26 protein-coding genes are annotated in these 26,591 nt (G+C 43.3%); 6 read left to right on the top strand and 20 right to left on the bottom strand.

Going from position 1 to position 26,591, the window contains the following annotated elements:
* Positions 1 to 36: 36 nt before the first annotated feature.
* The 4 genes from ruvX to FK220_RS18125 all read left to right on the top strand — a co-directional run bounded on the left by ruvX (position 37) and on the right by FK220_RS18125 (position 5,001).
* Positions 37 to 450 (top strand): Holliday junction resolvase RuvX, encoded by a 414-nt coding sequence (gene ruvX / locus FK220_RS18140; protein WP_152575868.1) that lies wholly within the window; start codon positions 37 to 39, stop codon positions 448 to 450.
* Positions 447 to 1,040, top strand: a complete 594-nt coding sequence (def, locus tag FK220_RS18135) for a peptide deformylase (RefSeq protein ID WP_152575782.1) — start codon at positions 447 to 449, stop codon at positions 1,038 to 1,040. The genes ruvX and def overlap by 4 nt, the downstream gene beginning before the upstream one ends.
* 53 nt (positions 1,041 to 1,093) lie before the next feature.
* Positions 1,094 to 1,504, top strand: coding sequence for a DUF5606 family protein (locus FK220_RS18130; RefSeq protein WP_152575781.1), 411 nt, complete (start codon positions 1,094 to 1,096; stop codon positions 1,502 to 1,504).
* A gap of 110 nt (positions 1,505 to 1,614) precedes the next feature.
* Entirely contained in the window at positions 1,615 to 5,001 is a 3,387-nt protein-coding gene (locus FK220_RS18125) for an amidohydrolase family protein (RefSeq protein WP_152575780.1), read from the top strand.
* Positions 5,002 to 5,026: 25 nt separating this feature from the next.
* Here FK220_RS18125 and FK220_RS18120 read toward each other — a convergent pair whose 3' ends face one another.
* The 19 genes from FK220_RS18120 to FK220_RS18030 all read right to left on the bottom strand — a co-directional run bounded on the left by FK220_RS18120 (position 5,027) and on the right by FK220_RS18030 (position 23,185).
* Positions 5,027 to 5,683: a hypothetical protein gene (locus tag FK220_RS18120; RefSeq protein ID WP_152575779.1), complete on the bottom strand. Its 657-nt coding sequence runs from the start codon at positions 5,681 to 5,683 to the stop codon at positions 5,027 to 5,029.
* Positions 5,684 to 6,356: 673 nt separating this feature from the next.
* On the bottom strand, positions 6,357 to 7,694 hold the full coding sequence (locus tag FK220_RS18115; protein WP_152575778.1) for a S41 family peptidase: 1,338 nt from the start codon (positions 7,692 to 7,694) through the stop codon (positions 6,357 to 6,359).
* Entirely contained in the window at positions 7,691 to 8,140 is a 450-nt protein-coding gene (locus FK220_RS18110; protein ID WP_152575777.1) for a MarR family winged helix-turn-helix transcriptional regulator, read from the bottom strand. Before FK220_RS18110 ends, FK220_RS18115 begins: the two co-directional genes overlap by 4 nt.
* A 373-nt stretch (positions 8,141 to 8,513) precedes the next feature.
* The gene (locus tag FK220_RS18105) at positions 8,514 to 9,170 is read right to left on the bottom strand and encodes a hypothetical protein (RefSeq protein ID WP_152575776.1); all 657 of its coding nucleotides are present in this window, start codon (positions 9,168 to 9,170) and stop codon (positions 8,514 to 8,516) included.
* Between the two features lie 14 nt (positions 9,171 to 9,184).
* Positions 9,185 to 9,679, bottom strand: coding sequence for a nuclear transport factor 2 family protein (locus tag FK220_RS18100; RefSeq protein WP_152575775.1), 495 nt, complete (start codon positions 9,677 to 9,679; stop codon positions 9,185 to 9,187).
* Between the two features lie 204 nt (positions 9,680 to 9,883).
* A complete protein-coding gene (locus FK220_RS20305; RefSeq protein ID WP_394352436.1) occupies positions 9,884 to 10,372 on the bottom strand; it encodes a LytR/AlgR family response regulator transcription factor in 489 nt (162 codons plus the stop codon).
* A gap of 688 nt (positions 10,373 to 11,060) precedes the next feature.
* Positions 11,061 to 12,596: a cryptochrome/photolyase family protein gene (locus FK220_RS18090; protein WP_152575773.1), complete on the bottom strand. Its 1,536-nt coding sequence runs from the start codon at positions 12,594 to 12,596 to the stop codon at positions 11,061 to 11,063.
* A gap of 6 nt (positions 12,597 to 12,602) precedes the next feature.
* The gene (locus tag FK220_RS18085; protein WP_152575772.1) at positions 12,603 to 13,898 is read right to left on the bottom strand and encodes a DASH family cryptochrome; all 1,296 of its coding nucleotides are present in this window, start codon (positions 13,896 to 13,898) and stop codon (positions 12,603 to 12,605) included.
* Positions 13,899 to 13,902: 4 nt separating this feature from the next.
* Positions 13,903 to 14,241 (bottom strand): DUF3140 domain-containing protein, encoded by a 339-nt coding sequence (locus FK220_RS18080; RefSeq protein WP_152575771.1) that lies wholly within the window; start codon positions 14,239 to 14,241, stop codon positions 13,903 to 13,905.
* Between the two features lie 11 nt (positions 14,242 to 14,252).
* Positions 14,253 to 14,594, bottom strand: a complete 342-nt coding sequence (locus tag FK220_RS18075) for a DUF3140 domain-containing protein (RefSeq protein ID WP_152575770.1) — start codon at positions 14,592 to 14,594, stop codon at positions 14,253 to 14,255.
* Between the two features lie 955 nt (positions 14,595 to 15,549).
* Positions 15,550 to 15,945: a VOC family protein gene (locus FK220_RS18070; protein ID WP_152575769.1), complete on the bottom strand. Its 396-nt coding sequence runs from the start codon at positions 15,943 to 15,945 to the stop codon at positions 15,550 to 15,552.
* A 48-nt stretch (positions 15,946 to 15,993) separates the two neighbouring features.
* Positions 15,994 to 16,380 carry a helix-turn-helix domain-containing protein gene (locus tag FK220_RS18065; protein WP_152575768.1) on the bottom strand — a complete coding sequence of 129 codons (387 nt, stop codon included), beginning with the start codon at positions 16,378 to 16,380 and terminating at the stop codon, positions 15,994 to 15,996.
* A 224-nt stretch (positions 16,381 to 16,604) separates the two neighbouring features.
* Positions 16,605 to 16,802, bottom strand: a complete 198-nt coding sequence (locus FK220_RS20135) for a hypothetical protein (RefSeq protein ID WP_238719103.1) — start codon at positions 16,800 to 16,802, stop codon at positions 16,605 to 16,607.
* 646 nt (positions 16,803 to 17,448) lie between these two features.
* Complete coding sequence (locus tag FK220_RS18055) at positions 17,449 to 17,784, bottom strand: amidohydrolase family protein (RefSeq protein WP_152575766.1); 336 nt, start codon at positions 17,782 to 17,784, stop codon at positions 17,449 to 17,451.
* Positions 17,785 to 17,843: 59 nt separating this feature from the next.
* Positions 17,844 to 19,460, bottom strand: coding sequence for a family 20 glycosylhydrolase (locus tag FK220_RS18050; protein ID WP_152575765.1), 1,617 nt, complete (start codon positions 19,458 to 19,460; stop codon positions 17,844 to 17,846).
* A gap of 125 nt (positions 19,461 to 19,585) precedes the next feature.
* A complete protein-coding gene (locus tag FK220_RS18045) occupies positions 19,586 to 20,230 on the bottom strand; it encodes a GDSL-type esterase/lipase family protein (protein WP_152575764.1) in 645 nt (214 codons plus the stop codon).
* Between the two features lie 42 nt (positions 20,231 to 20,272).
* On the bottom strand, positions 20,273 to 21,154 hold the full coding sequence (locus FK220_RS18040; protein ID WP_152575763.1) for an alpha/beta hydrolase: 882 nt from the start codon (positions 21,152 to 21,154) through the stop codon (positions 20,273 to 20,275).
* 19 nt (positions 21,155 to 21,173) lie between these two features.
* Complete coding sequence (locus FK220_RS18035; RefSeq protein ID WP_152575762.1) at positions 21,174 to 21,899, bottom strand: MIP/aquaporin family protein; 726 nt, start codon at positions 21,897 to 21,899, stop codon at positions 21,174 to 21,176.
* A gap of 50 nt (positions 21,900 to 21,949) precedes the next feature.
* Positions 21,950 to 23,185, bottom strand: coding sequence for a serine hydrolase domain-containing protein (locus FK220_RS18030; RefSeq protein WP_152575761.1), 1,236 nt, complete (start codon positions 23,183 to 23,185; stop codon positions 21,950 to 21,952).
* A 240-nt stretch (positions 23,186 to 23,425) separates the two neighbouring features.
* Here FK220_RS18030 and FK220_RS18025 point away from each other — a divergent pair, with 240 nt between their 5' ends.
* Entirely contained in the window at positions 23,426 to 23,758 is a 333-nt protein-coding gene (locus FK220_RS18025; RefSeq protein WP_152575760.1) for a DUF2853 family protein, read from the top strand.
* A 119-nt stretch (positions 23,759 to 23,877) separates the two neighbouring features.
* Positions 23,878 to 26,091, top strand: coding sequence for a DUF5916 domain-containing protein (locus FK220_RS18020; protein ID WP_238719102.1), 2,214 nt, complete (start codon positions 23,878 to 23,880; stop codon positions 26,089 to 26,091).
* 6 nt (positions 26,092 to 26,097) lie between these two features.
* Here FK220_RS18020 and FK220_RS18015 read toward each other — a convergent pair whose 3' ends face one another.
* Positions 26,098 to 26,556: a DUF1569 domain-containing protein gene (locus FK220_RS18015; protein WP_152575759.1), complete on the bottom strand. Its 459-nt coding sequence runs from the start codon at positions 26,554 to 26,556 to the stop codon at positions 26,098 to 26,100.
* Positions 26,557 to 26,591: the final 35 nt, after the last annotated feature.

The raw sequence follows: 26,591 nt of genomic DNA, 5'->3' as shown, positions 1-26,591 counted from the left end.
AACAATTTATGGGCTATTTTTGCCAAAAAATTGATGGTGGGAAGAATTGTAGCCTTGGATTATGGAAAGAAAAGAACCGGAATTGCGATTACCGATGAGTTGCAACTGATCGCATCCGGTTTGACAACCGTTCCCACCCACGAGCTGTTTAGCTTCCTAAAGGACTATACCAAGACCGAAAACGTAACGGGCTTTGTAATAGGGGAGCCTAAGCAGATGGACAATACCCCATCCGAATCGGAAGCCCTGATTCAACCTGTTATCAAGAGATTGACGAAATTGTTCCCACAGATACCGATCGAACGACAGGACGAACGCTTCACCTCAAAATTAGCCGTTCGGTCGATGATAGAGGGCGGAGTAAAAAAAAAGAAAAGAAGAAACAAGGCTTTGGTAGATGAGATCAGTGCCACATTGATTTTGCAGGCCTACTTAAACCGTATTGAATGACTTTACCGATTATTGCCTACGGAGATCCCGTGTTGCGCAAGGTGGCGGCCGGGATAGACAAAGATTACCCTAACCTAAAAGCGTTGGTCGAGAACATGTGGGAGACGATGTACAATGCAAATGGTGTTGGATTGGCGGCTCCACAGATAGGACTCCCCATTCGTCTTTTTTTGGTCGATACTACCCCTTTTGCCGATGATGAGGATTTGTCAAAAGAAGAACAGCGGGCCCTGAACGGTTTTAAGAAGGTATTTATCAATGCCGAAATAGAGCAGGAGAAAGGTGATGAATGGACTTTTAACGAAGGTTGTCTCAGCATCCCGGACATACGGGAAGATGTCAAAAGAAAAGACACGATTACGATATCGTATCTCGACGAAAATTTCAAACCACATAGGGAGACCTATGATGGGCTTCTTGCAAGGGTAATTCAACATGAATACGACCATATACAAGGAATACTTTTTACCGATAAATTATCGCCCCTAAAAAGACGCTTATTAAAGGGACGCTTGAAGAATATCTCGCAAGGAAAGATTTTAGTGGATTACCGAATGCGTTTCCCTGAGCTGAAAAAAGCAAGGGGATAGGTGGGGAATCAGTTAAAAAATAGCATATTTGCGTTCGAATTTTTAAAAGGAAAATGGGTTTAGAAAAAATATTGGCCATTGGAGGCAAACCAGGGCTGTTCAAATTAGTAACGCAAACACGCACGGGATTTGTGGCGGAATCGTTGCTCGATGGCAAGAAAGTGACCGTGGGTTTACGAAACAATGTGAGCGTTCTTTCGGAAATCGCAATTTATACCTTGGAGGAGGAAATTCCACTTCGTCAAGTGTTCCTAAATATTCAAGTGAAAGAAAAAGGAGGCAAAACCTCCATTGGTCATAAAGAAGACAAAATAAAACTGGAGGAATATTTTTTCGAGGTGCTACCCGATTACGATGAAGATCGCGTGTACCCGAGCGACATCAAAAAAGTAATTCAATGGTACAACATACTCCATGACCATGGAATAACCAATTTTTCGGAGAAGGGTGATTCCGAGGAGTAACTGTAACCCATCGAAAGTATGAGGCCCTGGACATGTTCAGGGCCTTTTTTGTGTTTGGGGGTTAGGGTGCAATGGTTATATTTAGCCTATTCTTTTAAAACGAACCGTTCATGCGCACTTGCAACCACTTTTTGCTCATAGCCCTATGGGGGTTATGTAGCCTTAACTCAATTTTTGCCCAACAGCAAACCCTCGAAAACGATACCCTTAAAAAAGCGACGGAAGAACTTCCGTTGGAACCGGAACGAACGGTCTCCTTTAGTACCGACAAGGGTACCTGGATTTCGTTGGACGTAAGCCCCGACGGGAGGACCGTCGTTTTTGATTTGATGGGGGACTTGTACACGATTCCAATAACGGGTGGAAAGGCGACCCGCATTACAGCTGGGATGCCCTACGATGTGCATCCGAGGTATAGCCCCGATGGGAAGACGTTGGTCTATATTTCCGATAAGAGCGGTTCAGACAATATCTGGACCATGGATTTGGCTACCAAAGAACAAAAACAGATCACGGAAGAAAAGAAACACAATTTCTTCTCTGCGGAATGGACACCTGATGGAGATTACCTGGTGGGCGTCAAGGGTCGTCGAAATATTAAACCCCATATCTATCATAGGGATGGCGGTGGCGGTAGCCAATTGGTCGACAAGCCAAAAGAGCTGAAGCTTATCGATCCAGCCTTCAGTGCCGATGGCAAGCTACTCTATTTTTCGCAACGTCGCAACGCTTGGAACTATAACGCGCAACTGCCCCAATACCAAATAGGTACCTATGATATGGAGGATGGTGATATGGCCGTGATTACCTCTAAATATGGATCCGCTTTTACGCCTACCTTATCTCCCGATGGGAAGTGGCTGGTCTACGGTTCCCGTTTCGAGGCCGAGACGGGTTTGGTACTACGGGATTTAAATACCGGTGATGAACGGTGGTTGGCGTATCCGGTGCAACGCGACGAGCAGGAATCGATTGCACCCCTGGGGGTGTTGCCAGCCATGTCGTTCACGCCCGACAGTAAAAACCTCATTGCTTCCTATGGCGGAAAGATCTATTCCATTTCCTTGGAAACCAATACAGCGGTCGAAATACCTTTCACTGCCGATGTACAAATCGATATGGGACCTCGTTTGGCCTTCAAATATCCTATCGAGGACGCTGAGGAAGCCTTGGCCACACAGATTCGGGATGCCAAACCGTCCCCTGATGGATCCCGATTGGCTTTCACTGCCTTGAATCGATTGTATGTGATGGATTTCCCTAACGGCACCCCAAGGCGTTTGACCGATCATAATTATATCGAAGCACATCCCGCTTGGTCCCCCGATGGCAAATTTATCGCTTTTACCACTTGGAAAGAAGGTGGTGGCCACGTGATGAAAGTGAATGTCGAAGGAAGACCGCGCCCAGTAGAATTAACGCGTCAAACCGGGCTGTACACCTATCCCGAATGGTCCTATAAATCCGACCGAATTGCTTTTCATCGGGGCACTACCCAAAGCTTTCAAGATTTATTGGGACTCTACTCTAGACGCATGTTCGAAGATTTGGTCTGGATTGATTCCAAGGGAGGCCCTATCAATATGATCGATAAATCGAAGGGTCGGGTGCAACCCCATTTTATCAAAACCGATGACCGGGTGTATTTGAACAATCCGGAGAAGGGACTACTGTCTATCAGGTGGGATGGAACCGATGAAAAGGAACACATTAAATTAAAGGGAATCGTGACCTACGGATCTCAGGATTTGTTGGATGAACATCATGTACTGCCCACCAAACAAGAAGCCGATGACAAGGATAAATCTTCCAAGCCCGATGAAATACGAATCTCGCCCGATGGCAAATCGGTTTTGGCGAAAATCAATAACGATATCTATGTGGCAACGATTCCACGTTATGGAAAAACGCCCACCGTTTCTTTGGCAAAAGCCGATAAAGCCGCCTTTCCAGCAATGAAATTAACGGTCATTGGGGGCGAATTCCCTTATTGGTCTTCCGATAGTAAAAGGGTACATTGGTCGTTGGGCAGCAGCCACTTTCGATACGATGTTTTGGCAGGGAGGCAATTTGCCGACAGTTTGGCCACGGCGAAGAAGAAAGAAAAAGAACTGAAGGATTCCGGGAAAACGCAAGATACCACCGATACGGATAAAAAAGAGGATACGGATAAAAAAGATCCCAAGTTCAACGCGGAGGAATTTAAGATCAGGGTGTTCTATAAAAAGGATACCCCGAGGGGAACGCTTTTGTTGAAAGGCGGCCGAATCATCACCATGAAAGGCAAGGAAGTCATTGAAAATGGCGATATCCTGATAGAGAACAATCGGATCAAGGCAATAGGTTCTTCCGGTAGTCTTACAGTTCCTCAAGGCACCGAAGAAATCGACGTCTCTGGCAAAACCCTAACTCCCGGCTTCGTAGATACCCATGCCCATTTACGCCCGGCTTGGACCATACACAAAAACCAGGTATGGATGTATGCTGCCAACCTTGCCTATGGGGTCACGACTACGCGAGATCCCCAAACGGGTACTACCGATGTCCTGACCTACGCCGATATGGTAGAAGCGGGGATGGTCGATGGTCCACGGATTTATAGTACCGGTCCCGGATTGGGCTTTTGGGGCTATCAGTTGGAAAGTTTGGAGCAGACCAAGGAAGTGCTAAAACAGTATAGCGATTATTTCGATACCAAGACCATTAAAATGTACTTGGTAGGGAACCGCCAACAGCGGCAGTGGGTCATCGAAGCCTGTAAGGAATTGAAATTAATGCCTACTACCGAAGGCGGACTCGATTTTAAACTGAACATGACCCAGTTGATAGATGGGTATCCAGGGCACGAGCATTCCCTTCCTATTTATCCCATATATGAGGATGTGATTAAAACAGTAGCGGAATCACAGATGGCGGTGACTCCCACCCTGTTGGTTTCCTACGGTGGCCCGTGGGCGGAGAACTACTATTACTCCAGGGAAAACGTTTGGGGCGATAAAAAGCTACAGTATTTCACGCCCTACAAGGAACTGGCGCGAAAGAGTCGAAGACGGCCAGGCTGGTTTATGGACGAGGAACACGTGTTCAAGAAACACGCCGAGTTTATGACAGCACTGGTCGAAGCAGGTGGTTTGGCCGGTATCGGCAGTCACGGACAGTTACAGGGCCTTGGCTTTCATTGGGAACTGTGGTCAGTGGCCAGTGGGGGTATGGATAATCATGATGCACTAAGGGTGGCAACCATTACGGGAGCGGAGGCCATAGGACTGGATGGGGACCTGGGCAGCTTGGAAGTTGGCAAGTTGGCGGACCTATTGATTTTGGAAAAAAACCCGTTGGAGAACTTGCGTCATACCAAAACGCTCACGCATGTTATCAAAAACGGGAGGGTGTACGAAGCCAATACCTTGGATGAGGTTTGGCCTATACCTCAAAAGGCCGAGTCCTTCAATTGGCAAACCAAAAAACCCGAAGGCTTGCCCGGCATACCGCATTAGAGAACCAGATTTTGATTTCAGGCGGTTAGTTTTCCGGAAACGCTACCGGCTCTACAATGTCTTGCTTGAAGGTCTTGATAGTAAGTGCCCTTTGGCTCTGGGTTTTAATGGCTACCAAACCGTATACAGTTTTTCCTTTGCCGATAGTAGTATTTACAAGATTGTTTTCGAAAAGGTTAGCCTTAAATTTCTGATTGGCAGAACCGGCGGCAATCATATTTCCAAAAGATAATCCAGGGCCCAAGCCCAAGCCAATAGGAATTACCGTGGTATTATCCCTACCTTGTTCGGTATTCCCAATATAAAGATTCACAGGTGTTAACAATAAATATAGTAAGTATTCCGCGGTTCCTTGCCTTAGCTTTTTGAAAGCTATGTTGGAAGGAAGTATTTCAACTTCACTACCATCCATGAAGGTAAGATAGACGTCCTTACCAAAAATGATGTCTTTATTGGAATTATTAATAACTTTGATTGCAACTACCCTAATGCTTTTCTTCAATTCCTTTTTTGCATATTTATCTTTTAAGAGATTGTATCTATATTCCAAGATTAGGTTATCGGTAGAATTTTCAGACCGATAGGTAAGCGCCGTAGGGTTAATAGGTTTGTAACGGGTCGTGGCGCAACTTTGAAAAAGACCTGTAAGAAACACCAGGATAATGATTTTGGTTGACTTCATGTATTATATCTAAAGTGTTGATATGGGATTGGGTTAAGATTCGGCCCATTGATTGTTGTTCTTATTGAAATCACCACTCAAAGTGGATGTACTTTTCCGTTGTTCGAACAACAAGGGAAACTTTACTTAACGCGTGTAATTCAACGCAGTTTAAAGAAAAGTATTGTGTTAATATTTCTGTAAGTAAATTACGACAGATTACTATTTACTACTGATGTAAAACTGGTAAAGCGATTTTATGTCATGGTAGACACGGCAACGGATATATGATGCTTCTCATTTCTCGCTCAAGACTTCTTCTTATAAAGTCATGATACTATTTATTATCGTAGGAAAGGTATGGGTAACGCTGTAATGGAGGTTCTTTTATATTCCGATGGTTTTCACTAAACCAATCGTTTTCTTTAGCCCAAACGCCGTTTGACAGGTCTGAAACCGGCTATTGGATATCTACTTTAGATGTTTTTGGAGATATACAACTACTCTATCAGAGCGTCGGTAAGAGGCTATCGGGCAATCACCAAAGGCATTTTACGTACGCCAATAATATCCTGTAATCAGCGCTTTTTTTAGTATGATTATACCCTTGGCCACACAGGTCATAACAGTTCACTCCATAATTTCCGAAACTATCTTAAACAGCGGTAGCAATCTGAACGAAATGAGTGTAGCCTTATTCCTTGTCTTTGTGATTTTTGTCTGTACGGCCATTGCTATACAATCCCTGCAGCGCGCGTACTTGGTCGCCTTCCGTGATAAAACGGATGCGAAAACTGTCCAACCCTTTTAACATGAACTCACGATCGCCGTAGGGGTACAGTTCATATTTTGTTCCATTGTCCCTTTGATAAAACAGTGTACCGTTTTCCATACTTATTTTGCGGGGGCCATAACTTCCGACAAAGGTTTGAAGGGTCGTCACATCTAAACGTACGGGATTTTTCAGAGCCTTCAATCGGGTAATCGGCCATTCATAAAACGCTTTGCGTTCTTCGTCGGTCTGCTGCTCCATTAAACTTTCAAGGGCTTTGATATGGGCGACCTCCAACGCCTCCTGCACAGGAACCTCAATATGCGGACTCACTCCGGTTCCCTCCCAGTTCGTATTGGTAATGGGGTTGATGGCGCGACCCGTTGGAACCCAGATGGTAAATCGATCGGTAGCCACAACAGAACCACCAGGATGGGCGCCCCCTCCCGTGGTTTTCCCGATTAAGGTGGCACGTTCCAGATTCTTGAGATTGTAGCTGAACTCCTCCGCTGCGGAGAAGGTATTGGGACTTGTCAACACATAGACCGGGGTATCCGGACTGCGTTTGCCGGACACATGGGGCAGAGTCCATGTCTGGGAGTTGGAATCGGTGGGGCGCCAGTAGAAGTTGTTCAAATGAACGGGATCGCTACCAAAGAGATAACTCGTGATGAGTTGTATCATCGCCGGACTGCCGCCTCCGTTGTTGCGAAGGTCAATGATCATCGCATCGGTATTACTTAAGAAATTCATGGCGGACACGGCCGTTTCCCCTCCATATTCCACATTTGAAAAGCTGCGCAGATCTAGATAGCCAATATTCCCCTCAAGGATTTTCAATTCCTTGAAACCAAAATTACCTCGTTTTAGACTCGCAATATAACGATTCAAATAGGCGATGCTGTCTTCCGCGGTTACGGTCTGTTGTTGTTCGGCAATTTGCCTGGGTTCAAAAGACACCCGTAGATGTTTGTCCTTACTTACGGCTTGCAGGTCGGTGGTGAGCAGCGCGGCAAACTCCTGGGGATCGCGAATATCCTTGTAAGCTCCTTTACCTTGCCTGGTTCGGAGGTTTTCGATCATTTGGGTGGCCATCTCGGGGAAGACATAATTTTGGTCAAGTTTACTGGCAATGGAATCCAAGACGGTTTGCCGTTCTTGTCGAGTCAATGGGGCCGGGTTCTCCTGAGCCTGTGTGCAATAGGAGAGAAGAAGGAGAAAAAGGGCTAGAACAAGGGAAAGGGTGTTTGCAGTTTTCATGATTTCGTTTTTTTTAGGCAATTGGTCCTTATCTTGTTTAAGGTATTTTCCAATTGCGTGATTTCGTTTTTTGTGATTCCTTTTAGTGATGAATTTCTGTTATGATGTATGATTGGGGGCAGAAGTTGCAATACTTCCATCCCCTTGTCGGTGATTTCAATTTTATACCGTCTCCGGTCCTCTTTGTGTATGGAACGTTTCAAATATTTTTTTTGAACCATGGTGTTGATCATTCGGGTCATAGACCCGTTATCCTTGAATACCAATTCGGCGATTTCCTTTTGTGTCAGCTCCGGATATTCGTTGAGAAAAATGAGAACCATTCCCTGATCTAATGTCATATCCTTTATTTTTTCGGAGATGTTCTGCTGAGCAAATCTTCGATATTCCTTAATGGTGCTTTCTATGGAGTGAAATATCGTTTCCGACGGGAGCGCTAGTTGCATTCATTTATTTGTTTGACACAAATATAATTGATATATCAAATAAATATGGATTTTTAACCTTTTTTTTGCCAAAATCGCTTTGCGAATGTATAAGTGCAGGCAGGAAACAACCTCCCAGTACCAGGAAGCATCTGTTCCCTGCTGTGCCGCTACCTGCATAAATAACCTACGTGAAAGGTCTTCAATAACCATTTAATCGATGGCCGTACAAGCAAGGGTTGAATACGGTAAGTCACAATTTCGAACAGGGCCGGACAATTTCTGGAAAAGCATTGGAGTCCGATGAAAACTAATGGAGCGAATACGGGTTGAAAAGCATCATTTTTTCAGTTTCTTGTTGGCATACTTTCTGTAGTTCCGAACGTTACACTTATTAAGATTTTGGTAGTTTTTTTAATCCGAATTTTTTAAAGTAAACCATAAAACCTATTATGATCAGTATTCCCATAACTGATGGAATATATTGACTATGCGGTTGGTATTTTTCAAACACCGTTCCAATAAATGCGGACAAAAGAGCCGCAAAGGCACTGGTCATTTTATAAATATGTTCATAAAGCCATATTTTATGCATTTTATACTTCTCTGTTGAAATGAAATACCTTAGAAAATCATATATCACAATAAACAGAAAAGCACCAACAGTGCTATAGATGATAATTGGAGACCATATCATACCTATGGACTTAAAATAATATAAAAAATATGCCAGCACCAGTAGACTACCAACGGCAACCAAAATATCCGTTATTTTAGGTTCATTGGTTTTCAGCACCAATGTCCTATAACCGGAGAAGGAAACATATCCACTTAATACCGTAATGACCAGTAAGAATGTGTTTCTGCCAAAGATGAAAACGCCTATCAAACCGGTTAAAATAACAACCGAGATAAATCTCAAAAAATATTTTCCACTTCTGGTATGCAGCGTATCCCCTTTCGTACTTAGCAGGGCAATGAGTCCTAGTAGTAGCGCAATGGAACCTGTTACGACATGAAGTATAATATTTGATTGGTGTACTATTTCCATAAGTTCGGATTGATTTACTCGGGCCTTGCCAATTCTTTATCGATGTGAGTAACTTTTTCGGCTTCCAGGATTTCTGTCCAGTTATCGTCTTGATAAAGGTAGATTCCAGACCCTAGACCACTGTACGATGGCCCTTGGCCCATCGGGTATACTTTCCATTTGAAGTCTACCAAGACTATTTCATCCGATAAAATTTCAAGATCCAATTCCAGTATTTCCATCCTTACATTTGGAAATTGCTTAAATACATCTGCAAATCGTTCACGCAACGCATCAATTCCAAAGTAGGTACCGTCTGTCCCGTACATTCTGATATCCGAGTCAAAATTTCCCAAAAATGAATCCAGTTTACCTTGATTAAATGCCTCGATCGAAGACATATAAAGTACTCTTACAGGATGATTGTAGTTGGTTGATTTTTCCCCGAGTCCTTTTGAGTTACCGGTCTTGCATGAATAAAGATTAAGTAGTAGTGTACCCAATACTCCGAAAATTAGGATTAATCTCATTGAATTACCTTTTTATCGTTCATACTTCTAATTGTTGTTAGTTAGAATGAATCCCGTAGGACCACCGCAAATAGCATAAAAATAGGATGGTAAAAAAGGGAAGAAGGGTGAATGGTCGAAATAGCAAGTGAATGATACGCTATTAATGGTAAGTGATTTAATCTAACCATCTAAATGGTGGTGCTAAAAGGTCAGTTACGCGCGTTATTCAATCTTAATAAGTTTCCGAATGGTCGCTGAGTAACTTTTACTACTCATAACGGGGGAGATTTGATTACCAAACAAAATTACGTAACGGCCATTTAAATGGGGTTTTATTTGTTCAATATGACCTTTGTTAACAATGTATTTTCTGTGGACCCTGGAAAATTCCTCGCCTAATCTTGTTTCAAGAAAAAGCAGTGAGTAATCACAGAGTTTTTTCTCACCCTTTTTATCGTAAACGAAAGAGTAATTGTCGAAAGCCTCGAAATAGACTATATTTTCAATGGGAACAAATAAAATATTTTCACCTTTCTTAATGGGAATATGGCTAATAGGAACCGAAGACTGTGAATTTTGCGGGGTTTCTTGCTTTTGCTTAGGTGATTTTTTTTGAGAGTCAACCGATAAATGGTTCTTAGTCGTCGAAAAGGCGTATTGAAAAAAACCGATTCCCAAGACCAACGATATGATTCCGTTAAACAGATACATGTTGCCGGCCGATAAAATCTGGTATTGCTGCTCTTGAAAAACCAATGATCTGATTATTTGTTCGGTTTCCGTAGCAATAAAAGCAGCTAAAAAGTATGCAACTGAGATTACGAGATATAGTTTCCACCTAGGTTTGAAATGCAGTTCAAACCAGGATTTATGGGATTCTATAGCGATTAATGTATACCCGATAATGAAACTAGTCGATAACGATTGAATCGTATACTGAAGCCAATTGAGATTTTGGTGCATAACGTAATTGGCGGTTCCTATTCCTATGCCTACCAACATGATTTGAGGTAAAAACCGGACTGTCTTTTTTAAATCAAATCGTTCTGTAACCATGTTGATATTGATATACCTTTTTCAGTACCGGTTAAAACGAATACCCATCCGGTACCATGTGAAGTCTACGCATTTTCATGGAAATATAGTGAAAAATCCCCTCACAGGTTTTGGGGTACTGGGAATGAAAGTAGACGGTACATACAAACGTGGCCCATACCCTGGTTACGTTGGGATATCTAAGAACAATGGGTACAAACAGTAAAAAGTAAGAAAACGGTTTTAACAGCAGCGAGGAACGTGAAACGCGACCGAAATAATCTTTATGATTCTTAAAATCGATTCCTTTTCAGTCGTTAAAATCTCCCCATAATCGAGCTAAAGCTGCTTTCACTTTTTCTTCTTAGAAGTCCGTAGGGTTTTTAATAATCGCTTTAGCTCTCTTTTTCATAGCATTCAGTTGATCTTTGTCCATTTTGTTCAACATAGCCATCATCATGTTCATGCGCTGGTTGTCTTTGAAATGCTCTTGCTTTTCATCCAAAAAATTCCAGTATAGAGCATTAAAAGGGCAGGCGTCTTCACTGGTTTTTTTGGAAACTTTATAATGACAGCTTTTACAGTAATTACTCATTTTATTTACATAGCTGCCACTGGATACATAAGGCTTTGTAGCAACGATACCTCCATCGGCAAATTGGCTCATACCTCTTGTGTTGGTTATTTCGACCCATTCGATTGCATCGATATAAATTCCCAAATACCAATCACACACTTCATCGGGATGTGTCATCGTGAGCAATGCATAATTACCCGTGATCATCAATCTTTGTATATGATGCGCGTACGCCTCATCAAGACTCTGTTTTATCGAATGGTGCAAACAATTCATTTTTGTATTCGCTGTCCAATAGAAATCGGGTAACGAATTCTGGTTATCCAGTTTGTTGCTTCTTCGGTATCCCGGCATTTCCTTCCAATAAATACCACGCATATATTCCCGCCAACCAATAATTTGCCGAACGAATCCTTCTACCTGTGATATGTCGATATCGTCTTTGTGATCTCTCCAATAATCGATGACCGCTTCAACAACTTCCTTGGGATGTAACATTTTACTGTTCATCGCAAAGGAAAGACGGCTGTGAAACAGGAATTTTTCATCGGTATGCATGGCGTCTTGGTAATCGCCAAAGTGTATCAACAAGTTTTTACGGAAATAGTTCAAAACGGAAAGACAGTCTTCCCTGGATGTTGGCCAACTGAAATTGGTAGCGTCTATGTTTCCTATGGTTTCCACACCGTGTTTTTGAATCATATCAACAATGTCGGATACCTCTTTACGGAAACCTCGTTCGTGCGGGATCTCATGCTCCCCTTTCCATTTGTTTCGATTGCTTTTATCGTAATTCCATTTACCGCCTTCCGGATTGGAGTCGTTCACCATCATGATATCATATTTTTTGCGCATGTGGCGATAGAAATACTCCATGGTCAATTGTTTCTTTCCTTCGTAAAACTCCGTTAAATCGGTTCTTGAGGTTAAAAAGTGTTCCGTATCAAAGGATTTGGTTTCAATATCCAACGATTTGCAAAACTCTTTTAATTGCTCATCCAAACGATATTCGTCCGGTAGTTGGTACTCAAACCTATCCGCTTTTTGATCCTTAATGATTTTTTGCAGATTTTTGGTCAAATCCTGCTCGTTGTTGTTGTCATCCAATCGATAATAAATCACCTGGTGACCACGTTCCTCGAGCCAATCTTTAAAATTTCGCATACTTTGAAAAAATGCGACCACTTTCTGTATGTGATGGCGGGTGTAATCGGTTTCTTGGCGCATCTCCGCGATAAAATAAAATACCTCGTCATCGGCAGTACCCGAATACCAGGAATGTTTGTGATTCAATTGATCTCCTAAAAGAAGCCGTACGGTCATAATTTCTTAAAATAAGGTGGTTTGAAGCCAAAGATTTTGGAACTTTTGATTGGGGTCGTATCGTTCGGCCTGCGACTTTATATTGAATTTACGATCTCTCGGATCGTTCCCCACTCCTGCAACGTACATCCAATTTCCGTAGTTACTGTGTACATCATAGTCTAAAAGTAGGGACTCAAAATAGGCCGCCCCGATACGCCAGTCCAATTCCTGTTCCTTGGCAAAAAAGGAAGCGACATTTTGGCGGCCCCGATTGCTCATCCAACCGGTTTCCATGAGCTCGATCATATTGGCATTGACGAATGGTTCGTCCGTTTTGCCATGTATCCATTGATCAACGAGGTCTTTATCGGATTTCCAATCATACTCTTTATGCAAAATACCACCGATTTTAAAAATATCATTACCGTGTTTGAGGGAGATATACTTAAAAAAGTCTCTCCATATTAATTCAAAAACAAGCCAATAGGTCGAGTCGTTCTTCCCTATTCTTTGCTCGTATTTTTTAACCTCTTCATAAATGGTTCGGGGTGAAATACTTCCGTTGGCCAACCAAGCGGATAATTTGGAACTGTAATCCGTGCCTATTAGACCGTTCCGTGTTTTTTTATAGTAGGAAAGTTTTTTGGTATCCCAGAAGTATTGCTGAATTCGTTCAATAGCATGGTTTTCCCCTCCGCGAAAGGGAAAAGCCGTTCTTGTATCGGTCTCAAAGGCGTCAAATCCCAAATCCTTTAACTGTGGTATTGGCTTCGTTTGGGCTAACAGATTTTTATTCGAAAGAGGTTCCACGCCAATCGGTTTTCGTATGCTGCCGTACTTTTCGCACTTCTTTCTGAAATTGGTAAAAACGTTGGGGACGTTGGCTATTTCGAAGGGGATATCTTCAGGATGATATAAAAACTGATCATAGCTTTCTACCCACTCGGTCGCCTTGGGAACCTCTTGCTTTACATTGATCAAAACCTCCTGCTCCTCTTTTGTCCATTCCTTTTGTAAAAAAACAGTGGCTATGCCGTGCTCTTCAATAAGGTTCGGAATCACAATTTCAGGGTTCTCCGAATAGACCAGTAACGTAATGTTGAGTGCTTCCAGGTTTTTCCTTAATTCCGACACGGATTCAATTAGAAATTTTGCCCGATATTTTTCAGTTTTTTTAAAGCCAAATGCATCGGATTCAAACATTTTCGGGTCGAAAACATAAACACCTAGTACGTACTCGTTTTGATCCATCGCTTTTTTGACCGACACATTATCCTGAGACCGCAAATCATTTCTAAACCATACCAATCCTGTACCCATATTTTTATTTTAACGCGTCATGGCCCCAATTTTTCAGGGAATAATACCAATTGCTATTTTCAATATTGTCGTTAGGTTTTTGTGAGGGATTTATTTTTTGATGATACACGCCTACGGTCTCATTGATTCGGTCCCAATTGGATTCGGTAAGCTCTGATTTTTTCTTTTGCTTTATCTTGAGGATCGACCTTCCGGCACGATGCCCTATGGTTTCCCCATTTTCCATCTCCTTCCCGGCATTTTTGGAGGTTTCGGTTTCGAGCCATTCCTCCAATTCCGCATTGGACATATTTTGTTTTTCCTGAAATTCTCTCCAGATTTCTTCTTTATCGTAATCAGCCATATCGCATGTTTTTAACAGTCTATTTCCTTACAAGGATCGTGCCCCCAGTTTTTAAGGCTATACCGCCAATCGGATTCTTTGATATCACTATCAGGCTGTTGTGCCTTATGCCGTTTGATGTAACCGATGACCTTACTCATATGGTCGTAGTGATCCTCGCTTAGATTATCTTTTTTGGTTTCTTTGATATCGATAATTTTTTTACCACTCTTATGACCAATGGCCTCGCCATCGCCACTATCCTGACCTACACTTTTTGATTTGTCGGTTTCCAGCCAATCTTTTAATTCGCTGGGAGTCATATTGACCAGATCATAAAACTCCGAATAGATTTCATCCTTTGATTTTGCCATCTTTTTAATTTTCAAAGTACTAAAATCAGTTTGTTGAGGTTGATACAAAAGCTATTATTATAAACGCAATCACCCTATATCCGATTGAAGCATATCGTTTTCCTTATGGGAGAATTCAGATAAAATTACATGTCGGTAGGAATTTCCCGAAGGATGATTATCTGCGAAAATTTGTAAAATAGATTCGTTAGCTACGGAATTGGGTTGACCAACACTCAATGTCTAAAATAAAGAATTCCGGTGCAATTCACCAATAACGCTGAACTAATGGGCAACTTATATCTAGGAGGATACGACCTCTGGTGTAGTCGCTGTTCTTTGCTTGCTCGCTTCAAAGAGCTGGGGTTTTCGGTGAATTAAATTAAGTTACCGGTTTCGATTTGCGGTTCTACCTTGTTGTCCGTTGGCTTTCCCTCGTTTTTAATTCGACTCGGATCTATACTTTTTCCATTGATAAACAGCAAATATTATTTTATCAATTTGTAATCACTGCTTTCAAAAACAAGCTACCTTCCCATGAAATATGCAATTATCCACAAGGCCGGGCTGAACGAAGTTGTATTCAACACGCTAGGGATTCAAATTCAAGGTAATTGCCATTATAGATTTGATCTTTTGGAATAGCGCCCTTGGCATGTAGTGCACAATTCCTGGACAAAACGAAAGAAGCTGCTAGCAATATGAAATTTTTCATACGTAATACCAATGATCATGGCTGGCATGTTTATAGCTAAGTCTATATTTTTCATAAATATAGTCGTTTCCTTTTATCGATTAGAGCTGAAAATAGAAGGGGGCAGAGAGGTCTTCGCCAGCCTTTTCAGGCACCAAGCAGTACAACAAAAGAGACTCTATGCACTTGTGCTGCACACTGGGAATAGGGGATATTGTCACCAGCTGTATTTTAAGTAAGAAATATATATTGCTGAACTTCAGGGAACTCGACTAGGGTTTTTTACAATTCCTCCACGAGTTGAATATTATTTCCACAGGTGTCATTGAACACGGCAATTTTTACTGTTCCCATTTCAGTTGGTTTTATACTGAATACAACACCGAGATTTGTAAGTCGGTCATATTCATTTTGAACATCTTCAACATCAAATTGCGTGTAGGGAATCCCAGCATCCATCAATGCATCTTGAAAGACTTTTGATGGTTCAAAATGATTTGGTGCCGGTTCCAATAATAATTCAGGTCCGTCCTGTGATTCCTTGGAGACCAGGGTCAGCCATCTATTACCACCTTCCAATGGTACATCCTTCTTTTTAATGAAACCTAATTTTTCAGTATAGAATTTTAATGCCTTTTCTTGGTCTCGAACTGGAATACTTATCAACGTAACCCTCATTTTTTTTGTTTTAGATTATTTAGGCAAATTCCAAAATCAAAATCAAATTTACTTCTCGAAAATTGCTCTTTTTTGAAATTCGCGAGGAGTCAATCCGTTTCTATTTTTAAAAAGTGTGCTGAAAGAGCTTAAGCTCTCAAATCCAACAGCGAAACAAGTTTCCGTTACTTTCATTCCACTCTTTAGACATTCTTTCGATTTTTTAATCCGTACGTCGGTCAGGTATTGTTTTGGCGTTTGACCGTAATATCTCTTGAATAAACGTAACAAATGATATTTGGACACGTATCGAAGGTGTGACAAAAAATCTAAATTCAAATTGATGTCATAATTATTGTCGATATAATTGCGAACCCCAATAACGGTATCTATTTGTCCTTGGTTCGAGTAGATTTTCTTTCTAATTCTTTTTATTTCCGTTTCGTAATGAGTCATTCTACATTTTTCTCACATCACCGTCAAGAGTCATGTATAAAAAGCGTAGCTGACTCATGGCGAGCAGCTGTTCGCTAAATTTGGTAGCACTGGCACGCGACACGTCAAGTCCACTCCCTTATGGTCCCTGTCGACCGTACATTAATTCCATTAAAAATACTGGTTTTCTGGGAACACACCAACCGGCAATGCGTTTTATGTGTTGACAGTGGTTCGTACTTTTGTTATTTGGGTATATTTATGGGAGTAAATTCGGAAAACAGATTTTCCGATTCCTTTATCGCTCCAATCGGTACATATTCACAAACCTTTGAGTATTCTATCCACATTTCTTGGACCTTTGGATTTGAATGCGCTTGTTCCATGGCCGTTTTGGATTTCCAACCGAAAACTTCAATGATATCGCCTTCTTGGGATTCCATGATTATTGGTTTGCGATAAGAAACCAAGCCTATATCATAGAGCAGTTCCCAATGTTTTAAGGACAATGACTTTAGTTGTTCACTTTTTCCTGGTAGCGGTCTGTATGCAACAATCACAATTCTTTCCATAGTTCGTTTCAAATATCGCAGCTAACGGTTTGCACTAGCAATTAATTCTATACCCTTTTTACTTACATTTTTCAATTCGACTGCGAATAATTGAGTCAAATTTCTGTTCCTTAGGAAAATCGTACTTCAAAGCCGTATCTCGCAAAACTTGAAATTCCGAATAATATACTGTTAGGGGTGATTCAGATGAAAATCCGGCGCTTGGCATTTCGCCAGGCAAATTTCCGGATGCACCAAATCCAATTCCAGGAATATTTTTAGTGCCATCTTTATAGTTTTCATATTGTTCAAGTTTTGTTCTTTCCCCGTTTTTGTCATATTTCGATTTCAGATAACGGTCTCAGGAATGAGCAGTTGTGTGGTACCTCCAACGACCCTGAGCTTGTGGAAGGCGCGCGGAAAGCAATAACACTTAATCTTGCAAGTACACACCAAATTGAAAACTCGTGAGCCCCGACCCTCGGGGTTTACATGTAGGCATATACCATCAACTAATTGTATACGGTGCCGTAGCATGTTATTTTATTATTTCTCCGTTTTTCCAAATGTGCTTGCCTCTTTTTAAAGAGGTTGGGTATTCAAGAGGATTACCTTCGAATAAAAGCATATTAGCAAATAACCCTACTTCAATTTTGCCGATATCTTTCAATTGAAAAATACCACTTGGGTTTCCCGTTGCAGATTTTAATACCTCGGGATTTGAAGTTCTGGCTTCATTATATATTAGTGGTTCTTTATGCAAATCATCTCCATAATTAATGCCAAAGTTTGGCGTATCATTTCCGGCAAGAATTGTTGCTCCGGCTTTATGTAGACGCAGCAACTCACTTTTAACTAATTTCGATAGATGCAAAACACATCGTTATACGCCTAGCTTGACATTAAAAGTGACGACGGGGTGCCTCTTTTGAGTTAGTCCTTTGGAATCTCTTCGTATGTATACTTGCTCTTTTTCCAATCGATCAAAGGCGAGGGGTAGTACTGCACGTTCATCCTATCGAGGAAGGGGGCCTGATTGGCCAACCGTATCTTGTAGTTTTCCCAATCGCGGTTTTCCCTGGGCGTCCAGCTTAATTCTGAATAGCCGATGGCACGGGGAAAGGCCAAATACTCCAACTCATCGATGTTGCTAATGGTTTCGGACCAGAGTGGCGCCTCCAAACCTAGGATATTTTCCAAGGGGATGCCTTCATATTCCTCGGGCGTCCAGATATAGGCAGTGTCTACCGGGATATAGGCCGCCCAGTGCAATCCGTGTTTGGAGAGCGTATCGTATTGCATGTCGAGATAGGCTTTTTTTGCCGGACTCATAATGATTTTCATGCCTTTTTCCACGGCTAACTGTGCGTTTTCGGTACTGGCCCAGAACTGGGCGATTGAGGTGGAATCGATATCGGCGGTCGCCACTTCGTCCCAGCCGATCATACGTTTCCCGTGTTTTTGTACGATTTTTTCGACCCGCTCCACAAAATAGATGTAATCATTCTTTTTGGTCACATGGCTTTCATCGCCTCCGATATGAAAATAGGGCCCGGGCGTCATTGCGGCGATTTCCCGTACCACGTCGTCAATGAATTGATAGACCGTATCTTTTCGCGTGTCGAAGGTGCTAAAACCTACCTTCATGCCTTCGTACAATTCAGGCGTTTTACCGTTTCCATTCAGAAAGGGATAGGAGACAGAGGCCGCATTTGTATGGCCCGGCATATCGACTTCGGGCACTATTGTGATATGGTGCTTGGCGGCATAGGCCACAATACCCTTATAATCCTCTTGGGTGTAGAAACCGCCAGCTTCGCCACCCACCTCGGTGCTACCTCCTATTTCGGTGAGTTTGGGCCATGATTTAATCTCGATACGCCATCCCTGATCGTCGGTTAGGTGCAGGTGCAGTACATTGTATTTATAGTAGGCCAGAAGATCGATATACTTTTTCACGTCTTCCACGTTAAAGAAATGCCGGGCGACATCCAACATGCTGCCTCGATATTCAAAAGAGGGTCTATCAATGATTTTTCCGGTGGGAATGGTCCATACGGGATAGTCGGCCAGGGTATCGTTCGATGCTTCCGAAATGATCTGCCGGAGTGTCTGTACGCCTCGGAAGGCGCCCTCTACCGTATTGGCGTTCAGGATCACCGAATCTGTGGTGATGTGCAATTGATAGGCTTCCGGAGCATTCATTTCGAGACTGTCGGATTGATTGATGTAAATGACGCCTTCCCGGTTCTCCTGTGGCCCACTATTCACGGGGATATCCAAATTGGTCTTTGCCTTAATTTTTTCCGCCAGGAATCCGCCGACATCCTCGAATCCGGTCGCCGTTTCGGAAGTGTAGATGGCCGAAAAGCGGTCTAGGGCAAATCCGCCTTCGGCAGCAATCACTTTTAAAGGTTTTGGGATCATATTTTCAGCCGCCAAATTGGTGGTCGGAAACTGCAATACCCGTTTCTTTTTTTCTGTTTCACACGATAAGAAGGCAATTATGCCAAGGGAAAAGAGGAGACTTTTAATAAGGGTCGATTTCATCGTATCTAGGTGTTTATTATTTGTAGTCGGTTGATTTGTACTTCTATTCGAAACGGTCGATTCTTCATTAGTGTTTGAAATTGCATTTTGTCAAATAAATACACTATACCCGGTCCGGTCTTTTGTCATTTAACGTACGGCTTTAGCACTTCGTACCAGATATCATAGCCCTTCCCGTTCATATGCAAACCGTCTTCAATAAATAGTTCTTCGTTGATCTTTCGGCCCTCGAGCATGGGTTTCCAAACATCCGCAAAGTCGATCAAGGAATCTTTTTGGCTCCACCGTTTCAATTTGCGATTCAGTTTTTTGTATTTCCGTTTCATTTGCCAACGAACGATACTGGGTTTGGCAGCGATCAATACGATTTCGGCGGCCGCGTTCTGTTCCCGAATTCGAGCGATGATGTTGGCCAGGGTCTTTACAATGGCCCGAGGTTTCTTTTTTGCCGAAAGGTCATTGTCCCCTTCGTAAATAAATACTTTTCTGGGTTTAAAGCGAAGTACCAAGGCATCCGAATAAGCGAGCAGATCGGTGGCTTGCGACCCTCCAAAACCCGTGTTGACGATCTGATAGTCGGGAAAGCGCTCTTGCAAATCGTTCCAAATCCGTACGCTAGAGCTTCCTGTAAAGACGATGGTTTCTTTCGAGGCATCCCATAAGGTGTCGTATTTCTTTTGAATGGCATCGACCTCCTCCATAAAATCTGATGCTTCCTGGGCTTGGCCAAGGGTCATTAAGAAAAGTGGAAAGAGATACAGGTATTTCATTCAGTTAGATACTTTTGGTAATATACAAACGACCCAATGCTGTTATTGGCCACCCACGTGTTCCGTAATACCCTCCGCAACCGACCAGTCATAGAATCGGGAGATCCAACTATCGGAGGGTAGGCCTTGTTGCTTCATCCCAAATCCGTGGCCGCCCTTGGCGTACATATGAAGTCCCACTGGTTTGGCGGCTTTTAACCAAGAGGCATAAAGCTCCGTACTGCCACCAGCCAATCCCAAGGGGTCGTCACTGGCACAAATGACCAACATGGGCGGGGCATCGGCAGGTACTTCCTTAACAGGCATGGCGTAGGTCCACGGGTATACGGGCACCAAAAAATTAGGACGGTCGGGTTTGCTATAACCATAGGCGACCCCCATGGTGACAGCCCCTCCGGCAGAAAATCCCATAAAACCTATTTTTTCAGGATTTATGGAATAGTCTGCGGCGTTCACGCGCACATGGCGAATCGCGGCAAGACCGTCTGCTACCGAGTAGGGCAATACCGGCTCGACTTTTTTTAAAATTTTCGAGGGATCGGGCGAACTGTCGTCGGTGATATCCTGTACTCCATCTTCGCCGGTGGGTACCAATCTGTATTTTAGCACGAAGGCCGTAATGCCCTTTTGATTTAACCACTTGGCTACGTCGGTACCCTCGCTTTGAATGCTCAAGGCATAGAGCCCACCCCCAGGGGCCACGATCACGGCCGTTCCGTTCGGCTGTTCCGGGCGAAATACTTCCATGGTCGGAATGGAAACGTTGGTGACGACCTGATTGTCCCAAATTTTGGAATAATATTCCTTTTCCCCATTTTCCCACTCGACCCCTTCGGCATTCTCATGGGGCAGTTCAACAATCTCTTGGGCGATGGAAAGCTGTGCAAGATTCATTGCCATTATTAGGGTAACTAGTTGTCTCATGTTTTTCGTATTATTTTTATTACATACCGATTCCTACGTATATCAAACCCGCTAATCCGCCTCCCAACAAGGGACCCAGAATGGGGATTAAAGCGTATTTCCAGTCGCTGGTTCCCTTACCGCGAAGTGGAAGCAGCGCATGCATGATTCTCGGGCCGAAATCCCTTGCAGGATTAATGGCATAACCGGTAGGTCCGCCCAACCCAAAACCGATTCCCATTACCAAAAGTGCTACGGGAAGGGCATCGAGTGATCCCAATGATACAGGTTCTTCCCCGAAGGTACCCCCTGCGATAAAGAATACCCCAAAAACCAGCACGAAGGTGCCGATGATTTCGGTAACCAGATTCCAAAACGGACTCCGTACCGCCGGACTGGTACAAAAAGTGGCACGTAAGGCTTCGGGATCCCCCGTGGCATCGTATTGCTTTTTATAGCTAAGCCATACCAATGTAGAGCCCATCATGGCCCCCAGTACCTGGGCTAGCATATAGCCTGGAACCAACTCCCAGGAAAACTTCCCAATTACGGCGAGGCCTAATGTAACTGCCGGGTTCAAGTGGGCACCACTGGCATCGGCAGCAATGAACACCGCGACAAAAACGGCGATTCCCCAAGCCAGTGCTATACCGACCCAACCCGCATCGGAACCTTTGGTGTTTTTTAAAACGACATTCGCAACAATACCGTTCCCCAGCAGCAAGAGCATAGCGGTTCCGATAAATTCAAAAAGATAGGCGATCATCCGCGTCGGTTATTTGTTGGTCTGAAGATAAATAATTTACGCCAGAAATATTAATCGGTGAGGGATTGATACACGAATTGCCGCAGTATGCTTCCGTAGTAATTATTATAGGGTTGTACCTGAGTCATTAAAATGGCGATCAGCTCTTCCTGGGGATCGATAAAGAAATACGTGCAATAAGCGCCACTCCAATAGTACTGTCCCTTGGAGCCCAAACTTTTACTATTGGCGACATCCGTAGTGACACCAAAACCGAGTCCAAATCCTTGACCAGGGGCTTGGTACAGAGCGCCTACTTGGTTCATGGTCATAATGTCGAGGGTCTTCGGACTTAAAAACCGGATACCGTTCCATGAACCACCATTCAATAACATTCGACAAAAAAGCATATAATCGGCAGCGGTTGAGAAGAGCCCGTGCGTTCCGCCGAATACCGTATTTCCTTCAATGGGTAGTTGGTCCTCCGAAACAACCATCTTTCCTTCCTCATTGATATTATGAACGGGTCCCCAACGGGCCTGGTCTTTCTTGTCGATATTATAGCCGGTATCATTCATGCCTAACGGGCCAAAAATTCGTTGTTGAAGGAATTCCGCCGTGCTGATACCCGAGAAATGTTCGATGAGCAACGATAGCACGTCCGGGGAGGCACTATAATACCATTGCTCCCCGGGCTGACCGATCATCGGGAGGGTTACCAAAGTGTTCACCCGGTCTTCGATATTCTCTTGGGGCTCGTAGTAAAGGGCCTTGGCAATGGCATTGTCCAATTCGTTTCCTCCAAGACCATGGGAGAACCCTGCGGTGTGGGTTAAAATTTGATGAATAGTAATTTCTTTGTTGGCCGGTTCCGTTGTTTGATCAAGGCCCTTGGTCACATCAGTGGCTACCCTGAGGTCTTTGAACTGTGGAAGGTATTTGGATACAGGATCTGTTAGGAAAAAGTGTCCTTCTTCGTATAGCATCATGAAACCAACGGTAACGATGGGTTTGGTCATTGACATGATATGCAGTATTTGATCTTCACGCATGCTTGCCTTGTCTTTTAGACTGCTGTACCCATAAGCCGCCTTATGTACGACCTCTCCTTTACGTACGATATAGGAAACTGCGCCTGGAAGACGCCCCTCGTTGATTTCTTTTTGCAGAAAGGTGTCGTACCGTTCTAACCGATCGGTCGAAATTCCCGGTATCTTTGAGGAACTTTCGACCGCTAATTGACCACTAAGGTTTCCAGTGGAAATAAAAAGTAAGGCGCTACAATACCAAGGAATCAATTTCTTCATTTTTTTTGTTTTAGTTAGGAAATTACTACTCATAGGAAAGGTCGAATCTACGGGGGAAATTATCGATTTTTTAAATAGAGGCACCAAGATAGGTTTTTTTGATACTTTTTTGACTCATTTAATGGTGAAAACTAAATTTCTAGACTGGTTTTCATTTTTTTGTTAAAGAAATTTTTTAACTTGTTCATGTTAAATTGAAACAGTTTCAACACACTATCTAATAACCCTAAAATAAGTACAATGAGCGAAAGAGATGACAAGTTAGCGGCCTTAAAGGCAACCGCGGTGAAGCAATTGAATGAATGTGGTGTTTCCAATATTGATCACGATCAATTGGATGGCTATGTGAATAGCTTAAAATCAATGGTCGATAATAAAGATGCTACCTTGGTCTCTAGCCAGGACGAGTCCGAATTGGAAACCGTTCGTAGAAATTTCGTGGAGAAAAAATTAGGCGTGACCGATAAGGATAAGGCCATGGCCGCTATTCATGCAGTAGCCGATAAGATGTCAGGTATCCGTATGAAAAGTCGACCTGCCTTTTATTACTTGGTGGCACATGAGTTGGGCTAATCGATAAAGACCGTGGAACTTTGGGTTCCGGTTCGAGAAAAGCCCTGACGGTTGGCGTCAGGGCTTTTTTTATTCGGGAAAATCATGCTATTTTTAAATATAAACCAACCTCGACCAACTTGACGCGTTTCCTTCCACTACCGATTATTTTTCTTTTGTTTTTAATAGTGCCGATACGTTTTGTCGCACAGGTAACGACCGTTTCAGACGTAAAGGAAAGGCCGACAGCAACCGCTGTAGCGTTGGAAACGGGGCCTGTGATCGACGGGGAGGTAATGGATGATCCGATTTGGCAGCAAATCGAACCCTTTGGAGATTTTACCCAAGCCCAACCGAATTTTGGACGGCCGGCTACCGAAAAGACCGATGTGCGCGTCGCTTATACGAAAGAGACGTTTTATGTATCGGTGGTCTGTTATGACGCACGCCCCGAGAATTTGGTGGTATCGGATGCGCGACGCGATGCCGATCTCGATAATACCGATGCCTTTCTTTTTATATTGGATACCTATAAAGACGGGCAAAACGGATTTGTTTTCGGTACCAATTCCCTAGCGGTGGAGTATGACGCGCAAGTAGACAATGAAGGCCAGGGAAATTTCAATGCCAATCGCCAACAAGGGGGTACTATTGGTGGATTTAATCTTAATTGGGATGCTTCCTTCGTAGTGCGCACCCAAGTGAACGATTATGGATGGAGTGCCGAATTTGCGATTCCGGTCCGTACCTTACGATTTCAGGCGGGGAAGGATTGGGGAATCAACTTCCGGAGAAATATTCGAAAGACCAACGAAATAGTTTATTGGGCATCCATGCCGGTAGGGTTGGATTTGAAACGTCTATCCCTAGCGGGTACACTTACCGGTTTGAATCTTCCTTCCCCCGGGAATTTAAAACTGATTCCGTATGTGCTGGGTCGAATGGACAAAGACTTTAACGATGTCGATCCCAAAAATAGATTCGATGCCGAAGTAGGGGGCGATGTTAAGTTTAGTGTAACGCCTAGCCTTACTTTGGACCTTACGTACAACACCGATTTTGCCCAGGTCGAAGTAGATGACCAGCAAGTAAATTTGGACCGTTTTAATCTCTTCTTTCCTGAAAAACGGCCGTTTTTTTTGGAAAATGCAGGTTTGTTCAGCGTGGGAAGTCCTGGAGAGGTCGACCTTTTTTTTAGCCGTCGCGTCGGTATTGGAGAGAATGGCAGTGTGGTGCCCATCATCGGTGGGGCCCGACTTTCCGGTAAATTGAATCGTACCAACGTGGGCTTTCTTTCGATGTTTACAGAAGAGGTAGCGGAAAACGGGATTGAGGAAAACAACTTTACCTTGGCCAGGGTTAATCATGAATTCAAGGGGCGTACTGCCTTAGGGGCTGTATTTGTCAATAAAGAGGGTTTGCAATCGGACAATTACAATCGAACCTTGGCCCTGGACGGAAAATTAGGGTTGGGTAGAAAGGCCCGGATGTCCGGTTTCTTTGCAAAGACGGAAGACCCTAACGACACCATCAATGCCCATTCATTCAAGTTCCAGACCGATTATAATTGGAACAATTGGGAAATGCGTGCCGCGTACACGGAAGTAGGGCAGGGTTTTAATCCGGAGGTAGGTTTTTTACTGCGTTCGGCCTTCCGTAAGCCAGAGGGTTTGGTGCTGTACCATTTACGCCCAAAAAATCCGAATGCGAAGATTCTGGAATACCGACCCCACATCTCCTATCGAGGCTATTGGAATTTTGATGGATTTCTGGAAACGAGTTTCCTTCATATCGACAACCATTTTGAATGGAAAAGCGGTAACGAACTTCATACCGGTCTGAACATTACTACGGAGGGGGTGGTCAATGCCTTTGATATTTCACGCGGACAGGATGTGGTGATACAGCCCGGAACGTATAACCATGCCGAATCACAGATTGTATTCTTCACCAACCGAAGCAATCCGTTGTCGATCAATATCCGTTCGGTCATCGGGGGGTCTTTTGGCGGAACACGTTTTGTGGAAAGCATCACCGGGCGATGGCGAATCGGGGATAAGTTCAATTCGGAGCTAACTTTTTTATACAACAACTACCAACTTCCCGTTGGAAATTTTACGGCCAATATCTTAAGTACACGCTTGTCGTATGCCTTTAGACCCAATATTTATTTACAAGGACTCATTCAGCATAATACCTCGGACAAACTTTGGGCGGCGAACATTCGTTTCGGTTGGTTGCAGCAGGCCAATACCGGACTCTTTATTGTCTGGAATTACAATGTGTTTGACAATGAGCCATTGAATAACAGCATTATTATAAAATATACCCGAATGTTCGATTTGGTGAGATGACAGGGGCTATACCCCGAATTGTTGTAAATGATGATCTAAATGTTTGGAAAAGAGGGTGTTCCACTCTTTTTCGGTCAAGGGACCGAATGCGTGTGATTCCTTACCTTCGAAATGGGTGCCTCCTAGTTGTTGGGTCTTTTTGATATGCGCTATCAGCCTGTTTTTTTCTTCCTCAAATTCCCGCTGGTCGCTTATTAAGAATATAGGTGCGGTTCGGCTGTTTTTTTTGTATGGTTTGGGGCCCACTACACTATTTTTAGCAAAAAGTTTGATCATGAACTTCTGGAACCCCTTAGGTCTGGGATGCTTGTTTGTATACACCAATTCATAGGCCACATTACAATGGGCCAACATTTGGGCGACATTCATCTTACCCCACTTGGGTTGGGTTTCGGGAGTAAGGGCGTTGATACGGTCAATGGTTTCCTGCGCCTCTTTTTCGCTAAACAGATTTTTCCATCCCATCACCTCGCTATTTATACAGTGTACTGAGAAAAGAT

The sequence above is a fragment of the Pelagihabitans pacificus genome (assembly GCF_009371985.2).
GTDB lineage: Bacteria > Bacteroidota > Bacteroidia > Flavobacteriales > Flavobacteriaceae > Pelagihabitans > Pelagihabitans pacificus.
Note: the sequence above shows the minus strand (reverse complement) of the source record. Positions and strands in the feature narration are given on the sequence as shown.

Excerpts from the sequence above, each read along its gene's own strand:
- def (WP_152575782.1), top strand. The coding sequence starts at position 447 with ATGACTTTACCGATTATTGCCTACGGAGATCCCGTGTTGCGCAAGGTG.
- FK220_RS18130 (WP_152575781.1), top strand. The coding sequence starts at position 1,094 with ATGGGTTTAGAAAAAATATTGGCCATTGGAGGCAAACCAGGGCTGTTC.
- FK220_RS18125 (WP_152575780.1), top strand. The coding sequence starts at position 1,615 with ATGCGCACTTGCAACCACTTTTTGCTCATAGCCCTATGGGGGTTATGT.
- FK220_RS18120 (WP_152575779.1), bottom strand. The coding sequence starts at position 5,683 with ATGAAGTCAACCAAAATCATTATCCTGGTGTTTCTTACAGGTCTTTTT.
- FK220_RS18115 (WP_152575778.1), bottom strand. The coding sequence starts at position 7,694 with ATGAAAACTGCAAACACCCTTTCCCTTGTTCTAGCCCTTTTTCTCCTT.
- FK220_RS18110 (WP_152575777.1), bottom strand. The coding sequence starts at position 8,140 with ATGCAACTAGCGCTCCCGTCGGAAACGATATTTCACTCCATAGAAAGC.
- FK220_RS18105 (WP_152575776.1), bottom strand. The coding sequence starts at position 9,170 with ATGGAAATAGTACACCAATCAAATATTATACTTCATGTCGTAACAGGT.
- FK220_RS18100 (WP_152575775.1), bottom strand. The coding sequence starts at position 9,679 with ATGAGATTAATCCTAATTTTCGGAGTATTGGGTACACTACTACTTAAT.
- FK220_RS20305 (WP_394352436.1), bottom strand. The coding sequence starts at position 10,372 with ATGTATCTGTTTAACGGAATCATATCGTTGGTCTTGGGAATCGGTTTT.
- FK220_RS18090 (WP_152575773.1), bottom strand. The coding sequence starts at position 12,596 with ATGACCGTACGGCTTCTTTTAGGAGATCAATTGAATCACAAACATTCC.
- FK220_RS18085 (WP_152575772.1), bottom strand. The coding sequence starts at position 13,898 with ATGGGTACAGGATTGGTATGGTTTAGAAATGATTTGCGGTCTCAGGAT.
- FK220_RS18080 (WP_152575771.1), bottom strand. The coding sequence starts at position 14,241 with ATGGCTGATTACGATAAAGAAGAAATCTGGAGAGAATTTCAGGAAAAA.
- FK220_RS18075 (WP_152575770.1), bottom strand. The coding sequence starts at position 14,594 with ATGGCAAAATCAAAGGATGAAATCTATTCGGAGTTTTATGATCTGGTC.
- FK220_RS18070 (WP_152575769.1), bottom strand. The coding sequence starts at position 15,945 with ATGAGGGTTACGTTGATAAGTATTCCAGTTCGAGACCAAGAAAAGGCA.
- FK220_RS18065 (WP_152575768.1), bottom strand. The coding sequence starts at position 16,380 with ATGACTCATTACGAAACGGAAATAAAAAGAATTAGAAAGAAAATCTAC.
- FK220_RS20135 (WP_238719103.1), bottom strand. The coding sequence starts at position 16,802 with ATGGAATCCCAAGAAGGCGATATCATTGAAGTTTTCGGTTGGAAATCC.
- FK220_RS18050 (WP_152575765.1), bottom strand. The coding sequence starts at position 19,460 with ATGAAATCGACCCTTATTAAAAGTCTCCTCTTTTCCCTTGGCATAATT.
- FK220_RS18045 (WP_152575764.1), bottom strand. The coding sequence starts at position 20,230 with ATGAAATACCTGTATCTCTTTCCACTTTTCTTAATGACCCTTGGCCAA.
- FK220_RS18040 (WP_152575763.1), bottom strand. The coding sequence starts at position 21,154 with ATGAGACAACTAGTTACCCTAATAATGGCAATGAATCTTGCACAGCTT.
- FK220_RS18035 (WP_152575762.1), bottom strand. The coding sequence starts at position 21,899 with ATGATCGCCTATCTTTTTGAATTTATCGGAACCGCTATGCTCTTGCTG.
- FK220_RS18030 (WP_152575761.1), bottom strand. The coding sequence starts at position 23,185 with ATGAAGAAATTGATTCCTTGGTATTGTAGCGCCTTACTTTTTATTTCC.
- FK220_RS18025 (WP_152575760.1), top strand. The coding sequence starts at position 23,426 with ATGAGCGAAAGAGATGACAAGTTAGCGGCCTTAAAGGCAACCGCGGTG.
- FK220_RS18015 (WP_152575759.1), bottom strand. The coding sequence starts at position 26,556 with ATGGGATGGAAAAATCTGTTTAGCGAAAAAGAGGCGCAGGAAACCATT.